The organism is Pseudoalteromonas sp. P1-8, from assembly GCF_001399985.1.
In the GTDB taxonomy this organism is placed as follows: Bacteria; Pseudomonadota; Gammaproteobacteria; order Enterobacterales; family Alteromonadaceae; genus Pseudoalteromonas.
Window position 1 is genome coordinate 46,141 of the sequence record NZ_LJSO01000005.1, and the last position, 14,555, is coordinate 60,695.

15 protein-coding genes are annotated in these 14,555 nt (G+C 40.9%); 6 read left to right on the forward strand and 9 right to left on the reverse strand.

What is annotated here, in order from left to right:
- Positions 1–29: 29 nt before the first annotated feature.
- The 5 genes from AN213_RS08720 to AN213_RS08740 all read right to left on the reverse strand — a co-directional run bounded on the left by AN213_RS08720 (position 30) and on the right by AN213_RS08740 (position 5,697).
- A complete protein-coding gene (locus tag AN213_RS08720) occupies positions 30–1,754 on the reverse strand; it encodes a proline--tRNA ligase (RefSeq protein ID WP_055198358.1) in 1,725 nt (574 codons plus the stop codon).
- A 113-nt stretch (positions 1,755–1,867) separates the two neighbouring features.
- Complete coding sequence (tsaA, locus tag AN213_RS08725; RefSeq protein WP_054561434.1) at positions 1,868–2,572, reverse strand: tRNA (N6-threonylcarbamoyladenosine(37)-N6)-methyltransferase TrmO; 705 nt, start codon at positions 2,570–2,572, stop codon at positions 1,868–1,870.
- 98 nt (positions 2,573–2,670) lie between these two features.
- Positions 2,671–3,243, reverse strand: coding sequence for an outer membrane beta-barrel protein (locus AN213_RS08730; RefSeq protein WP_055198360.1), 573 nt, complete (start codon positions 3,241–3,243; stop codon positions 2,671–2,673).
- Positions 3,244–3,482: 239 nt separating this feature from the next.
- On the reverse strand, positions 3,483–3,947 hold the full coding sequence (locus AN213_RS08735; protein ID WP_054561436.1) for an acyl-CoA thioesterase: 465 nt from the start codon (positions 3,945–3,947) through the stop codon (positions 3,483–3,485).
- 103 nt (positions 3,948–4,050) lie between these two features.
- Entirely contained in the window at positions 4,051–5,697 is a 1,647-nt protein-coding gene (locus tag AN213_RS08740) for an electron transfer flavoprotein-ubiquinone oxidoreductase (protein WP_055198363.1), read from the reverse strand.
- Between the two features lie 193 nt (positions 5,698–5,890).
- Here AN213_RS08740 and AN213_RS08745 point away from each other — a divergent pair, with 193 nt between their 5' ends.
- On the forward strand, positions 5,891–6,640 hold the full coding sequence (locus AN213_RS08745) for an electron transfer flavoprotein subunit beta/FixA family protein (protein WP_054561438.1): 750 nt from the start codon (positions 5,891–5,893) through the stop codon (positions 6,638–6,640).
- On the forward strand, positions 6,641–7,567 hold the full coding sequence (locus AN213_RS08750) for an electron transfer flavoprotein subunit alpha/FixB family protein (protein WP_055021813.1): 927 nt from the start codon (positions 6,641–6,643) through the stop codon (positions 7,565–7,567).
- A gap of 337 nt (positions 7,568–7,904) precedes the next feature.
- On the opposite strand, the gene AN213_RS08755 is transcribed toward AN213_RS08750, so the two are convergent.
- Positions 7,905–8,288: a response regulator gene (locus tag AN213_RS08755; protein ID WP_054561914.1), complete on the reverse strand. Its 384-nt coding sequence runs from the start codon at positions 8,286–8,288 to the stop codon at positions 7,905–7,907.
- A gap of 151 nt (positions 8,289–8,439) precedes the next feature.
- Between AN213_RS08755 and AN213_RS08760 the strand changes: the two genes are divergently transcribed.
- The 3 genes from AN213_RS08760 to smrA all read left to right on the forward strand — a co-directional run bounded on the left by AN213_RS08760 (position 8,440) and on the right by smrA (position 10,221).
- Entirely contained in the window at positions 8,440–8,883 is a 444-nt protein-coding gene (locus tag AN213_RS08760; protein ID WP_054561915.1) for a hypothetical protein, read from the forward strand.
- Positions 8,884–8,983: 100 nt separating this feature from the next.
- The gene (locus AN213_RS08765) at positions 8,984–9,229 is read left to right on the forward strand and encodes a hypothetical protein (protein WP_054551958.1); all 246 of its coding nucleotides are present in this window, start codon (positions 8,984–8,986) and stop codon (positions 9,227–9,229) included.
- Between the two features lie 410 nt (positions 9,230–9,639).
- Positions 9,640–10,221: a DNA endonuclease SmrA gene (gene smrA / locus AN213_RS08770; protein ID WP_054561916.1), complete on the forward strand. Its 582-nt coding sequence runs from the start codon at positions 9,640–9,642 to the stop codon at positions 10,219–10,221.
- 62 nt (positions 10,222–10,283) lie between these two features.
- On the opposite strand, the gene AN213_RS20485 is transcribed toward smrA, so the two are convergent.
- On the reverse strand, positions 10,284–10,418 hold the full coding sequence (locus AN213_RS20485; protein ID WP_258535966.1) for a hypothetical protein: 135 nt from the start codon (positions 10,416–10,418) through the stop codon (positions 10,284–10,286).
- A 97-nt stretch (positions 10,419–10,515) separates the two neighbouring features.
- Positions 10,516–11,436, reverse strand: a complete 921-nt coding sequence (locus tag AN213_RS08775) for a glyoxylate/hydroxypyruvate reductase A (RefSeq protein WP_055020956.1) — start codon at positions 11,434–11,436, stop codon at positions 10,516–10,518.
- A 123-nt stretch (positions 11,437–11,559) separates the two neighbouring features.
- On the opposite strand from AN213_RS08775, the gene AN213_RS08780 reads away from it, so the two are divergent.
- Positions 11,560–13,278: a lysophospholipid acyltransferase family protein gene (locus tag AN213_RS08780; RefSeq protein WP_055198365.1), complete on the forward strand. Its 1,719-nt coding sequence runs from the start codon at positions 11,560–11,562 to the stop codon at positions 13,276–13,278.
- Between the two features lie 51 nt (positions 13,279–13,329).
- Here the strand turns inward: AN213_RS08780 and dapE are convergent, their stop codons facing one another.
- Entirely contained in the window at positions 13,330–14,508 is a 1,179-nt protein-coding gene (dapE, locus tag AN213_RS08785) for a succinyl-diaminopimelate desuccinylase (protein ID WP_055021472.1), read from the reverse strand.
- Positions 14,509–14,555 lie beyond the last annotated feature (47 nt).

Below are 14,555 nucleotides of genomic sequence, written 5' to 3' on the forward strand. Positions count from 1 at the left end.
GTTTTTTATATTTTGTTGAGCTGACTTAATTAGCCTTTAACAAGTGCGGCAATTTCGGAAGCGGCACTGTCTAAATCAAGCATTAGCTTTTCACCAGTACGACGGTTTTTAAGCTCCACCTTATTTTCATCAAGGTTACGCTCACCAATAACCAGCGTGAAAGGCACACCTAATAATTCCATGTCGTTAAACATAACGCCAGGGCGCTCTTTACGGTCATCAAACAACACATCTAAACCTGCATCTTTTAAACCTTTGTAAAGGTTATCTGCAATATCAGGAATACGATGAGACTTATGCATGTTCATAGGTACAATTGCTAAATCAAATGGTGCGATAGGTTGCGGCCATTTAATACCGTATTGGTCGTTGTTTTGCTCAATAGCGGCAGCTACGATACGTGATACACCTATGCCGTAACAACCCATTGTCATTACTTGGTTTTTACCTGATTCACTTAATACGCCTGCTTTCATTGCTTCTGAGTACTTAGTGCCAAGTTGGAAAATATGGCCAACTTCAACACCACGTTTAATTTGCAGTGAACCTTGGCCACACGGGCTTGGATCGCCTTCCACGATATTACGGATATCAGCCACTTCGTAGTTTTCTACATCGCGATCCCAGTTGATACCGCTGAAATGTTCACCATCTTTATTAGCACCAGCTACAAAATCAGCCATTACGTTAGCTGTACGGTCAACAATTATTGGCATTGATAGGCCGACTGGGCCTAATGAACCTGGTTTTGCGCCAATAGCAGCAACGATGTCTTCTTCTTTTGCCATTTCAAGCGGTGAGTCAACAAGCGGGTGTTTCTCAGCTTTTAACTCGTTTAGATCATGGTCACCACGTAATACAAGGGCAACTAAACCACGTTGTTCGTTTTCATCTGGTGCGCCATACACGATTAATGTTTTTACACCGCGATGAGGTTTAACACCATAGTGCTCTTTAAGCTCAGCAATTGATTTTGCATCAGGCGTTGGGAACGCTTTTAGTTCTTTGCTTGCAGCTGGGCGGTCTTCAGTCGGTGCCAGTGCTTCTGCTTTTTCGATATTTGCAGCATAATCACTTGCATCACTGAATGCGATTGCATCTTCGCCTGATTCTGCAAGCACATGGAACTCATGTGACACGCTACCACCGATAGAACCGGTATCAGCGATAACAGGGCGGTAATCAAGACCAAGGCGCTCGAAGATGTTGCAGTAAGCTTTGTGCATAACTTGGTAAGTTTTCTCTAAACACTCATCACTTAAGTGAAAAGAGTAAGCATCTTTCATCGTAAATTCACGAGCACGCATTACACCAAAACGAGGGCGAACTTCGTCACGTACTTTTGTTTGTACTTGGTAAAGAGTAAGCGGTAATTGCTTATAAGAGTTTACTTCTTTACGTACAAAATCAGTGATCACTTCTTCGTGTGTAGGGCCAAGTGCAAATGGGCGGTTGTGACGGTCATTAATACGAAGTAATTCAGGACCAAATTGCTCCCAACGACCAGACTCTTCCCAAAGATCAGCTGGTTGGATTATAGGCATTAACATTTCGATAGCGCCTGCTTTATCCATTTCTTCACGTACGATGTTTTCTACTTTTTTAAGTACGCGTAGACCAGAGGGCAACCATGTATACAAACCCGACGCAACGCGGCGGATCATGCCTGCTCGTAGCATTAATTGATGAGAAACAATTTCTGCATCAGACGGAGTTTCTTTAAGTGTTGCGAGTATATATTGACTGGTACGCATCTCTATTCCAAGTAGTGTTAAAATTATTATCGTTTACTCAAGACGTTTGAGTAATAACAAGGCGCTAAGTTTACCAGTGGAAGCACTGACACTAAAGCGCTATATGCTAAAAACTAGCATTTTTCAATGCTGGTCACTGTATTATGATTGTCCTGAACATGCCACCTAATATTAAAATCATATAAGGTCATGCCGTAGCTTTGTTCTGAGTCACGTTGCTTTTTATAAGCTGGGCGAGGATCTTGCTTTAATACATTGCTTATAAACGCTTTTAATTCAGGTTGTTCGGTCTGTTTTTCGATAAACGCCAGGGCTTCTTCACTAAACTCAACGCTCATATCGGTTTCTGGTCGGGTATCGGCAAAGCCTGCGGTGGCATCGGTCATTGCGTCTGAGTAGGGCAAATAAGGTTTAATGTCTAAAATAGGTGTGCCATCGAGTAAATCGATACCTGAAAGCAATAAGCTTAATTGACCATTTTTATATTCAATGCCTTCAAGTTTTACAGCACTCATGCCTATAGCATTTGGCCGAAAGGTTGCACGTGTTGCAAATACACCTTTACGTTCATTACCGCCTAGGCGAGGGGGTCTCACCATTGCTGAATAGCCTTTATCTGCGGTTTCATGAAATCTGAATAGTAACCAAATATGGCTAAATTCATCGAGGCCGCGTACAAACTCTTCACGATTAAAATCGCTGCTGAATACCAGCTTTGCTTTAGCCTCAGGAACCAAACGAGGTTGGCGAGGTATGGCAAACTTTTGTTTATAAGGAGATTGAATATGGCCGACGGCAGTTAATTGGTATTCGCTCATTGTGCATTGTCGTTAAGAAAATCTGCCGACATTTTACATGCAAACACAAAAAAAGGCAGTCGAGACTGCCTTTTAATATTTAGACTGTGTAGTTTAAATTAAAACATGTATTGGAATGATACAGACGCTACATCCATATCTGGGTCAATATCATCTTCTAATTTATAGCGCTCATACTCTAAACGTACTTGCATGTTTGTTGTGAAAGCATATTCTACACCTGCACCATAAAATACATCACCACCGTCTGAGTCAGCACTGATACTGCCAAGCTCGCCTAGGTCTTGCTCAATTTCAGCATCCCACTCTAGCCAACCACCTTTGGCATAAACAGAAAAGCTATCTGTAATTGGGGCTGCTAAGCGTGCTGCTAATGAAACACCGTCAATTTCGGCTTTAGAATCGATATCGCTTACTTCATCAAAATTTTGATAGGCAAGTTCAAGGCTCAAGTACTTGTTAAACTGAGTACCAATATAACCTTTCAGCATTTGTGAATCGTCATCAAAGTCAGTGTCATTTTCACTGTCTTCAAACTCAAAAGAATATTGGCCGTAGCCGATACCGGTATAAATACGCGGAGAATCCATTTCGGTAATATCTGCATGTGCAGCATTATTAAAACCTAGTAGTGCTAAAGAAAGTGCAGAAAGTGAAATTGCTTTAATCATTTAATAGCTCCTTTATAAAATAAATAAACGAATGTTTCGCGTCATTCACAAGGAGTATTGCAACGGCAATGCCAAGCTTAAAACAAAGCCTAAAGTATTGTTTTTAGGCTTTTTTAAGTGGTTTTTTGTGCAGTTTGTTGAAACTGTAATCAGGCATTCAGTTTGGCAGTCGTAACAATTTCAGGGTGCTCTGTAGAAGTTACTAGGTACGGTTTATAATTTTTTGTTGCTTTAAGCTTTTAGGCTTTTTGTAAAAGAGTTTCTGTTTCTATCGCGATCTCTTTCATTTTTATCGCATAGTTTTCGATTTTCTTTTCTTCGTCTGTTACGGCTGTATATGAAGGTACTTCGATTGGGTAGCCTGCTTCATCCATAGCAATAAAACTTATAACACAATGATTGGTTTCAACTAGGTTTTGGGTTTTAGGGTCGCCGCAGCGTACTTGAATAAAGATTTGCATACTGGTTTTACCTGTGTGGGCGATACTGGCTTTCACTTCGACTATTTGGCCAACCAAAATAGGGCGCTGAAACTTTACACCCGCAACAGAGACAGTGACGCAGTAATGACCGCTCCAACCTGCAGCACAGGCGTAACCAGCTTGGTCAATCCACTTCATTACTACACCACCATGAACCTTACCGCCAAAATTGACATCGGTAGGTTCAGCTAAAAAACGAAAGGTTACACTTGAAGACGGCATACTTTACTCACTTTTATAAAACACGACATTTTCAGCATAGCCTAAAAAAGGGGCCGAAGCCCCTGCAATTTAGGATAAATTTTAATTAAATGAGTAACGTGCGTTACATATTAGGGTAGTTTGGCCCGCCAGCTCCCTCAGGTGTTACCCAAGTAATGTTTTGACTTGGGTCTTTTATGTCGCAGGTTTTACAGTGCACACAGTTTTGTGAGTTGATCACAAACTCTTTCTCACCTTCAACTTCTTGTACTTCGTAAACACCCGCAGGGCAGTAGCGTTGTGCTGGCTCATCAAATTGCGGTAAATTCACTGCAATTGGAATCGAGTTATCTTTTAGCTTTAAATGGCATGGCTGCGATTCTTCATGATTGGTATTTGATAAAAACACCGATGAAAGTTTATCAAAGCTAAGCTTGCCGTCTGCTTTCGGGTAATCGATTTTTTCGGCCTGATCAGCTGCAACTAATGTGGCATGATCTGGCATGTTATCTTCAAAGTTAAACGGTAAGCTGCCACCAAATAGGTTTTGATCGAGGGTGTTATAAGCACCGCCTAAAAACTTACCCAGTTTGTGCATAACAGGGCCAAAGTTACGTGATTGATAGAGCTCTTTATACGCCCAGCTTTGTTCAAAAGCTGATTTATATTCAGATAAATCGGCATTTTCTTTACCGTCGCTAAGAGCCGCTACGATTACATCAGCAGCAACCATGCCTGATTTCATGGCTGTATGATTACCTTTGATCTTAGCAAAGTTTAATGTGCCGGCATCACAACCCACAAGTAAACCACCTGGGAAATGCATTTTCGGTAAAGAGCGCAGGCCACCTTTGGCAATGGCTCTTGCGCCATAGGCTATGCGTTCACCGCCTTCTAAAACTTCTTTAAAAACAGGGTGATGTTTCATGCGTTGGAATTCATCAAACGGGCTTAAATGTGGGTTTGAATAATTAAGATCGACAATTAAGCCAACCACAACCTGATTGTTGTCGCTGTGATACATAAATGCACCACCACTGGTATCACCGGTTAACGGCCAGCCTGTACCATGAACTACTGTGCCTTCTTTGTGTTTACTCGGGTCGATTTGCCAAATTTCTTTGAAACCTAAACCGTAATGCTGTGGTGATGCATCTTTATCAAGGGCAAAGTGTTTGATTAGCTCTTTACCTAAATGACCGCGGCAACCTTCTGCAAATACTGTGTATTTAGCTCTAAGCTCCATACCCGGCATATAACCATCTTTTTCGTTGCCGTCTTTATCAAGGCCCATATCGCCAGTGATAATGCCTTTCACTGTTTCGTCTTCAATAATCAAAGAGTGAGCACTAAAGCCAGGGAATATTTCTACCCCTAAGTTTTCCGCTTGCTCTGCTAAAAAGCGACATACATTACCCATAGAGACAATGTAATTGCCTTCGTTATGGAATGTTTTAGGGCTAGCAAAGTGGGGGATGCTGGTGGCTTTTTCACTGTTATTGAACCAGTAAATATCATCTTGCGTTACTTTAGTGGTAACTGGAGCGCCTAATGACTGCCAATCAGGTAATAATTCATCTAGCGCTTTAGTTTCAAAAACCGCACCCGATAAAATGTGTGCGCCCACCTCAGAGCCTTTTTCTACCACACAGATCATTAATTCTTGTTGTTTTTCTTGTGCTTGTTGAGCCAATCTAATCGCAGTTGATAAACCTGCTGGGCCTGCGCCTACGATGACTACATCAAATTCCATGGTTTCGCGTTCGACCATATAAACCTCTTCTCGGTGACGGACCTGCTATAAAGAACCTTATTTCATACTTGCAAATGAAACGTTACAGGCTGTGAATACTTTAAGGTTATTTTAGGTTGACGTTTACGTCAACAGGAAGTAGTCTGAATTCATAAAATAAATAAGTTGACGTTTAGGTCAACTTTGAGAACACACAATTGATGGAGTCACGATGAAAGTCCTCGTTCCAATTAAAAGAGTAATTGACTACAACGTCAAAGCACGCGTTAAAGCCGATAAAACGGATGTTGATCTAGCTAATGTAAAAATGGCGATGAACCCATTTTGTGAAATTGCAATTGAAGAAGCTATTCGTTTAAAAGAAGCAGGAACTGCCACTGAGGTTGTTGCTGTAACTATTGGTAATAAATCATCTCAAGAGCAATTACGTACGGCCTTAGCACTCGGTGCTGATAAAGCCATTCATATTGAAACAGAAGAAAAGCTTGAATCTTTACATGTTGCTAAATTACTTAGCAAGATTGTAGAGCAAGAATCACCTGAGCTGGTTATTTTAGGTAAGCAATCGATTGACTCTGACAACAATCAAACCGGTCAAATGCTTGCTGCTTTAACGGGTCGTGGCCAAGGTACCTTTGCATCTAAAGTCGATGTTCAAGCAGGTACTGTTAATGTAACGCGTGAAGTAGACGGTGGCTTACAAACAGTCGCTCTTAAACTACCTGCTATCGTAACCACAGACTTACGTTTAAATGAACCGCGCTATGCTTCATTACCAAACATTATGAAAGCAAAGCGTAAACCTCTAGATGTAATTGCTGCTGACAGCCTAGGTGTAGACCTTGCGCCTCGCGTACAGCTGGTAGAAGTAAACGAGCCAGAAAAGCGCAGTGGCGGTATTGTCGTTGAAGATGTTGCGACATTAGTAGAAAAGTTAAAAACAGAAGCGAAGGTGATCTAAATGAAAACATTAGTGATAGCCGAACACGATAAAGGTGTTCTAAAGCCTGAAACCAATAAAACGATTACTGCTGCTGTTAAACTAGGCTTTGATGTAGATTTACTACTTGCCGGCGAAAATTTAGCTGCAATGAGCGAGCAAGCAGCGTCAATTGCAGGTGTTAGCAATGTACTGATTGCCGATGATGCAGCTTATGCTAATCAACTTGCAGAAAACCTAGCTGATCTAGTTTTATCTTTAGCTGATAACTATTCACACATTGTCGCAAGCGCAACAACAACGGGTAAAAACTTTATGCCACGTGTTGCTGCACTTTTAGATGTTGCACAAATCTCTGAAATCATCGACGTTATTGATGCAGATACCTTTAAGCGTCCTATTTATGCAGGTAATGCAATTGCGACAGTTAAATCACTAGATAGCAAAAAGGTTATTACTGTTCGTGCAAGTAGCTTTGATATTGCACAAGAGCAAGCGCCAGTAGCTGTAACTAGTGTTACTGGTAAAGGTTCTGTTGGTCTGAGTGAGTTTGTATCAGAAGAACAAACTGAATCAGAACGCCCTGAGCTTACTGCAGCACCTGTGGTTATTTCAGGTGGTCGTGGTATGCAAAATGGTGAAAACTTTGCGTTATTAAATGGTATTGCCGACAAACTAGGCGCAGCCATTGGTGCTTCACGTGCTGCTGTTGATGCGGGCTTTGTACCAAACGATATGCAAGTAGGTCAAACCGGTAAAATTGTTGCGCCAGATTTATATATTGCTGTGGGTATCAGTGGTGCGATTCAACATTTAGCGGGTATGAAAGACTCAAAAGTGATTGTTGCCATCAATAAAGACCCTGATGCACCAATTTTCCAAGTCGCTGACTATGGTTTAGTTGCTGATTTATTTGATGTGTTACCAGAGCTTGAAAGCGCTCTGTAATTCATAACGATTCTGGTTGTTAAAAGCTGTTCACCTTTTAGGTGCGCAGCTTTTTTTCGTTTTATACCAATCCGCTTAATTAAGTAGTCTATTTTGAGGCAATAAAACCNATAAAAAGCTATAAGCTACTTTTTTTATACCAATCCGCTTAATTAAGTAGTCTATTTTGAGGCAATAAAACCTTGTTGATAACAAGGCAAAAATTTCGTTATTTAGTTGTTCTAAATGAGAAATTTTTAACACAGTTAGCGACAGGTTTAATCCCTCAAAATGATTAAGTATTATTGCGGGTTGGTATAAAAGGCACGTGTTCTATATGCCTCATTAAAGTTGTTAACTAGACAATTTCGAGCTCTGGATAAAACTTTTTCAGCATAGCGGCAATCTTCTTAGGTGTGAAAGGTTTTACTACAAACCCTTTAGCGCCCTTCTCAATCGCTTCTTTAACGTTTTCTACTGTTGAATGGGCTGAAACCATTACTACGTTTGCTTCAGGCGAAATTTCGTTGATTTGCGAGATAATCTCTTTGCCGTCACCATCGGGTAATTCAATATCTAAAAAGATAATATTGAACTCTTTTTCTTTACATGCGCTTAAACACTGCGCGGCCGTAGAAGCCTCACGCACATTATCGATACCTAGGTGCATTAATGTTTGATTTAAAAAACTGCGAACTGTGCCTACGTCGTCCACAATAAGAATTGAAAGCTGCGTATCCATACTATTCCTCTTAAACTATGAAGATAAACACTCATTGCACTGTAGAGTGTAACGCATTTAAGCTATAAGTGATTTGAATTTGACTATTATATCAAAAACTTCGTTATAATCTCATTATAGAGACCTATGTTTAAAAGGCCAGATAAGCTTTATGTCTAATAAAATAAAAAAACAATCTTTGCTTGGTAAAACACCTGCACGAAAAAAACCAACACAAGCAAAGCGCCAAAGACCAGCCCCCCAGCAACAAGCGCGTGCACAAGCTGCGCAGCAAAGCGTTCCTGAAGTCGAACTTAAAAAAAGTAAAACACGGTGGTACGCGCTCGCAGCAGTTGTATTAATTCTGCTAATTACGCCCAAACCTGTGTTAATCACTTATGAAAAGCTAGGTATGGTCTCGCAAAGTGTATTTTGGCCAGGGGTTTTTGGTTATGGTGCAAACTTATTTGATTCAACCCTCAGCCCCCGTGCAGACCTAAGCCGCAACATTATTTACCTGTGCCAGGATAAGCGCAAACCAGATACCTGCCAGAAGTATCGCGTGACAGAGCAAAGTGGCTTTTTTGCTGCCATGAAAAAGCTAATAATGGATTAAAAAATCTAATCCGAAAATTTAAAATTACTTGGTTGAAAGCTGTGTAAAAGATCACCATAATGGCGCTCCTTTTTCAACACAGACACGATCAGATACGACCATGCTAAACGAGCTAGATTGGCTTTTAAACTTAACGTTACTTGCACTAGGACTAGGTGCATTTTTTATTAACCAGCTTACATTACTGCGTTTTGCAGCGATTAGCGCGTGTAGTTTATTATTTTTATCGTTTAGTTTAGATCTGATGTCATCAAGCGTTATCTCAAATATGAGCTTGGTGTTGATCAACACATTTTATTTATTCAAGGTCTACACATTTGGCCAATTGAATATCAATCAAGGTTAATCTTCTCCTAAGATAAATTGATAGAATAGGCTATCCCATCTATCAGCTTTTATGCCCAAGCAGTCCTCTGCTTGGGCTTTTTTTTACTTACAAAATGATTGAACTGAGATACCATAAACGGCGTATATATACCCAAGCCACCTCAAGATGCAGAATTCAGCGTTTCACAGGTGCTTAATATCAAGGCGTTACTTTGCAAGAATGGTGGTCCCTTTTAAGAAGTAACAACGATGAGAGTAAGTGCCTGTGAAACGCCCAGAGGGTTGGTTTAAAAGCGATTTATACTGCGTTATTGATTTTAACAATAGAACCACTATTATTTGCAATCAATGCCTTGCCTAAATCGCTTTTAATTCCAACTGAAACTCGCATCTTGAGGTGGTTTGGGTATAGATAATTTGGAGTACCTTATGTCATTAAACGACTTCGACTTATTTCTCTCATCAATGGAAGACGTAAAACCTCTTAAGCATGACACTGTTCAATTTGATTCTACGAAACAGGGCCCTTCTTTAGCGCAACAAGAAAAACGTAAAGCAGCTGAGTGTGATTTAGCAATTGATGAAAACTATTTACGTACTGAATTCGTTGAGCTATTAGATCCTCATGCCATATTGGCATTTAAAAAAGATGGCGTACAAGGCCAAGTATATAAAAATCTGCGCTTAGCTAAATATCAACTCGATGCCACGCTTGATTTGCATGGCCAGCCTCTTCAACGAGCGCGCAGTACGCTTTTTAATTTTATTGATGACTGCCATAAACGAAATATTCGTGTCGTACTAATTCGCCATGGTATTGGTATCAAAAATAAATCACAGCCGGGTATTTTAAAGAGCTATACCAATAAGTGGCTGCAAGAAATTCCAGCGGTTTTAGCCTTTCATAGCGCCCTTAAGCATCATGGTGGTAGCGGTGCGACGTATGTGATGATTAAAAAGTCAGACGAGAAGAAACACGAGAACAGAGAAATCCATTCAAAAAGAAGTTAATAGAATAAGTGATTGAAGTGCAGCATAAAAACATGCTGCACATATTAACTGTGATTGGTTGGTTATGATTGGCTTACTTCAATAGCCTGAGCTGGCTGCTCCGACGCATTCGCTTGATTAAACCATGCTGAAACACCAAGAACGATTACTGACACTACGACTAGACTAAATTTAGCTCCACCTTGATTAGATTTCATAACGCCTCTTTTTTATTGTTGTTTTTTTATTGAGCAACAACAGAATAGCAAAGTTACAGATGTTAACAAGGTGTACATTAAACTAATTTGTAATGTGTCAATAACCTTTTGTTCTATCAACCTGATTTATTAGATTTTTACCTTCAATTAACCTTTTGACATTACCCGCAATTTGCAAAGTCACAGTCTCTAAATCTGACAATGCAGCACAGTGAGGTGTTAAGGTCACCTTTTCATGAGACCAGTAAGCATGCGACTTAGGTAAAGGCTCTTCGCTAAACACATCAAGGGTAGCGCCGCGTAATTGCTCACTATCAAGTGCTTCAAGCAAATCTTCATCGACAACATGCTTGCCTCTGGCAACATTAATAAGCACTGCATGATTTTGCAATTTACTTAGCAGTGATTTGTTAATGATACCCTGAGTGTGTTGGTTAAGTGGCAACAAGCACACGAGATAATCAATTTGACCAAGCATGTCATCTAATCCCTGCTGTGTGTAATAGGTACTTACTTCAGCATCGTGTTTTTCACTATTAGACCAAGCACTCACTCTAAAGCCATTTGCGAGTAAACGCTTAGCACAGGCTTTACCGAGTTCACCATAACCCAAAATACCCACATGTTGATGTGAATACGCTCGCTTTGGCTTCCAAGTACTGCCTGATTGTTTTAAATAATATTCTTTGAGTCTCAGCTTGTGTGCCAACACATGGGTCAACACGTACTCTGCCATATCATTCGCAAGATTATCATCAACAATTCTAACAACGGGGACGTGCGCCGCTATCTTCGTTAAGTCGATGCTATCAACGCCAGCCCCAAATGAAGAAACCGCTTTTAAATTTACCAGCTTAGGCCATAAGTCAGCAGGGGCATTCCAAGCCAGTACAAACTCAACGGCTTGGTAATCAGTGCATTCAGACCAAAGCTGCACGTCAACCTCTGGTAATAACGCTTGTAATCGGGCAATTAATTGGCTGCAATCTCGGCCTGTTACAGCTACAAGTAAAATCATTGTCTTCTCCATTTTGCCTCGTACTCGAAGCGCTCTTTAAAAAGTCACACAACTGCAACCTAACTGTCACAGCGAACTCTTACCCTAACCTCATCGCTGAATGCGTTTATGTTTGAGGTTTGTATGATCAGTGTTGATAAAGTAATAGAAGCAAATTTACCACAGTTAGAAAATTCACCAAAAGTAAAAGGCTTAGTAAAGAAAGGTTTGGGTTATTTATTACACGAGCAAGAGTTTGTTGCCTTTGGTGATGCATACCCACACTTACAAGGACTTGAGTTTGTAGAGCAAGTACTTGATGAGCTAGACTTTGACACGCGCTACAAGCCAAAGCAGATGGAACATATTCCTAGTGAAGGTAATGTCGTTATTGTCGCTAACCACCCTATCGGTTCTCTTGATGCATTAGCGCTAATAAAAGTCTTATCAAGTGTTCGCCCTGACTTAAAAGTCGTTGCAAACCGCATGCTGATGTCAATCACTCCGATGCATTCATTACTTCTTCCCGTTGACAACCTCTCTGGTACAAGCAAAAAGAAAGAGCTTGCTAATATCCAACAGCATTTAAAATCAGACGGTGCGTTATTAATCTTTCCTGCAGGAGAGGTGTCACGCTTAAGTCCAACGGGCATTAAAGACTGTAAATGGAATACTGGCTTTTTACGTATGGCGAAAAAGGCCAACGCACCTATTTTGCCTATTTACATCAAAGCGAAAAACAGCCCGTTATTCTACGGCACCTCAATGATCTACAAACCCTTAGCCAGTTTGTTATTAGTCAAAGAGATGTTTAAACAACGACAAAAATCATTAGAGTTTGAAATTGGCGCGTCCATCCCGCCTGAGTCATATTTAATCGAGAATTTAAAAGACAAAGAAATAGCTCAGCTGATAAGAAAGCAGTTGTATCGACTTATCACAAAAAAACCTCTGCCGTTAAAAACGCAAACCCCTATTGCCAGTCCAGAAGCAACGAAAGACCTAAAAAAAGCCATTGAAGAATGTGAGTTATTAGGTGAAACCTCTGATGGTATGAAAATTTACTTATATCAATACTGTGGTAGCTCACCGATTTTCCGTGAACTGGGGCGACTGCGTGAAATTGCGTTTCGGGCAGTCGGTGAAGGCAGTGGCAAACGCCGAGATATAGATAAATACGACATGGATTATCAACACCTTGTGCTGTGGGATGCTAAGCAACTTGAACTAGTCGGCGCATACCGACTTGCCTGCGCACAAGACATTATAGAAAAACATGGCCGTAAAGGTTTATATACCGATAGCCTATTTAGCTACAGCGATGATATTGCGCCTTATTTTGAAAAGGGCATTGAGCTTGGTCGCAGCTTTGTGCAACCCAAGTACTGGGGCAGAAAGAGCTTAGATTATTTATGGTTCGGCATTGGCGCATTTGTGAACCGCTACCCGCAATACCGCTATTTGTTTGGCGCAGTTAGCGTATCTAACGCACTCCCCGAGCAAGCTAAATCACTACTCGTTCATTATTACCAGCATTATTATGGTGCTAAACAAGTGTTAGCTATCCCCAATAATGAATATCGCCATACCGAATCACAAAAAGAACAATGTGCTCAGCTATTTGCTGGGGATGATATTAAAGAAGACTTTGTTGAACTTAAGCATGTACTTGCCAATATCGGCGCGCAAGTCCCAACCCTATTTAAACAATACACCGAGCTTTGCGAACCTGGTGGCGTACAATTTTTAAGTTTTAGCATCGACCCTGAGTTTAATAACTGCATCGATGGTTTAGTGCTTGTCGACCTAGATAAAGTGAAAGCGAGTAAAGCCAAACGATACTTAGGACAGACACGCGAATAGTCGTTATAAAATAGCTAAAAAAAGTCGGCACGCTCGCCGACTTTTTTCTTTTTAATTAAAGGTATTTCTAAGCGCAGCTAAATATATTTGCTCAATAGTTTTTAAATCTGCGATAGGAACATGCTCATTAACTTGATGAATGGTATGGTTTCGCACTCCACATTCAATCACTTGCGTGTGCTCATTAGCAAAAAAGCGACCATCTGATGTGCCACCACTAGTACTAAGCATCGGAAAGCTGCCAGTGATTTCATGCACGGCTTGTTCGAGCTGCTGCAATAAGCAATTGCTGGCCTGATGCAGGGTATAAAATGATTCACACGGGCGTTCCCAAACAAGCGTTAGCTGTGATGCTAGATCTGCCAATGCAAACTGAATTTCTTCTTTAACGTCTTTACTTTTATAGCCATGACTATAACGTACGTTAAACGTGAGCTCACATTGAGCAGGAACAAGATTATCGACCACATTGGCAATATTAATTCCGGTCACTTGCAGTGTTGTAGCCGAACTAGCTTCATCTTTGTGCCAACTAATTGCCGTTAGGCGCTTCACAACCTCTGCACTTAAATGCGCTGCGTTTATGGTGTTTTCTGGATAAGCAACATGCCCTGCTTTACCTTGAATAGATAATCGAGCAGACAAAGCGCCTCTTCTGCCATTTTTAATGGTATCACCCACATGCAAATGACTCGTCGGCTCGCCTACTAGGCAACCATCAAGCACAACACCTTGTTTGGCTAGACGCTCAGCAATCAGTAAAGAACCGTATTCAGCCTCGCCCTCTTCATCTGAGGTAATTAACCAGTAAAATGTGCCGCGTTTATTGCTATTTTGCGCTAAAAAACGTTTTGTTGCGCAAAGCATAGCAGCAACGCCGCCTTTCATGTCTGCTGCGCCACGGCCATAGATATTGCCATCGACTATCTCAGCGCTAAATGGATCAACTCGCCAATCACCTTCTGCAGCAGGTACCACATCAATATGACCAGAAAAAGCAACGATAGGGCCATCACCAAAGGTGATTTTAGCAATTAAATTAGTAACATGATTAAAGCTAAATACTTCACAGTCAAAGCCGAGCTGGCTTAGGCTATCTTCAAGCCAATCAATTGCACCAGCTTGAGCAGGCGTTACCGATTTAAATCGGATCAAGGTTTGTAATGTTTCTACCACGTCAGACTGCACTACTGAGCGCGTTGCTAACTCTGCATTTGATATCAAACTCATAATAACCCTAGTCAGTTAGAAAGCTTAGGTTATTACAACGAGAGATT

What these genes read in the sequence shown, in the direction of transcription:
- AN213_RS08720 (WP_055198358.1), bottom strand. Translation starts at nt 1,754, where the DNA reads ATGCGTACCAGTCAATATATACTCGCAACACTTAAAGAAACTCCGTCT.
- tsaA (WP_054561434.1), bottom strand. Translation starts at nt 2,572, where the DNA reads ATGAGCGAATACCAATTAACTGCCGTCGGCCATATTCAATCTCCTTAT.
- AN213_RS08730 (WP_055198360.1), bottom strand. Translation starts at nt 3,243, where the DNA reads ATGATTAAAGCAATTTCACTTTCTGCACTTTCTTTAGCACTACTAGGT.
- AN213_RS08735 (WP_054561436.1), bottom strand. Translation starts at nt 3,947, where the DNA reads ATGCCGTCTTCAAGTGTAACCTTTCGTTTTTTAGCTGAACCTACCGAT.
- AN213_RS08740 (WP_055198363.1), bottom strand. Translation starts at nt 5,697, where the DNA reads ATGGTCGAACGCGAAACCATGGAATTTGATGTAGTCATCGTAGGCGCA.
- AN213_RS08745 (WP_054561438.1), top strand. Translation starts at nt 5,891, where the DNA reads ATGAAAGTCCTCGTTCCAATTAAAAGAGTAATTGACTACAACGTCAAA.
- AN213_RS08750 (WP_055021813.1), top strand. Translation starts at nt 6,641, where the DNA reads ATGAAAACATTAGTGATAGCCGAACACGATAAAGGTGTTCTAAAGCCT.
- AN213_RS08755 (WP_054561914.1), bottom strand. Translation starts at nt 8,288, where the DNA reads ATGGATACGCAGCTTTCAATTCTTATTGTGGACGACGTAGGCACAGTT.
- AN213_RS08760 (WP_054561915.1), top strand. Translation starts at nt 8,440, where the DNA reads ATGTCTAATAAAATAAAAAAACAATCTTTGCTTGGTAAAACACCTGCA.
- AN213_RS08765 (WP_054551958.1), top strand. Translation starts at nt 8,984, where the DNA reads ATGCTAAACGAGCTAGATTGGCTTTTAAACTTAACGTTACTTGCACTA.
- smrA (WP_054561916.1), top strand. Translation starts at nt 9,640, where the DNA reads ATGTCATTAAACGACTTCGACTTATTTCTCTCATCAATGGAAGACGTA.
- AN213_RS20485 (WP_258535966.1), bottom strand. Translation starts at nt 10,418, where the DNA reads ATGAAATCTAATCAAGGTGGAGCTAAATTTAGTCTAGTCGTAGTGTCA.
- AN213_RS08775 (WP_055020956.1), bottom strand. Translation starts at nt 11,436, where the DNA reads ATGATTTTACTTGTAGCTGTAACAGGCCGAGATTGCAGCCAATTAATT.
- AN213_RS08780 (WP_055198365.1), top strand. Translation starts at nt 11,560, where the DNA reads ATGATCAGTGTTGATAAAGTAATAGAAGCAAATTTACCACAGTTAGAA.
- dapE (WP_055021472.1), bottom strand. Translation starts at nt 14,508, where the DNA reads ATGAGTTTGATATCAAATGCAGAGTTAGCAACGCGCTCAGTAGTGCAG.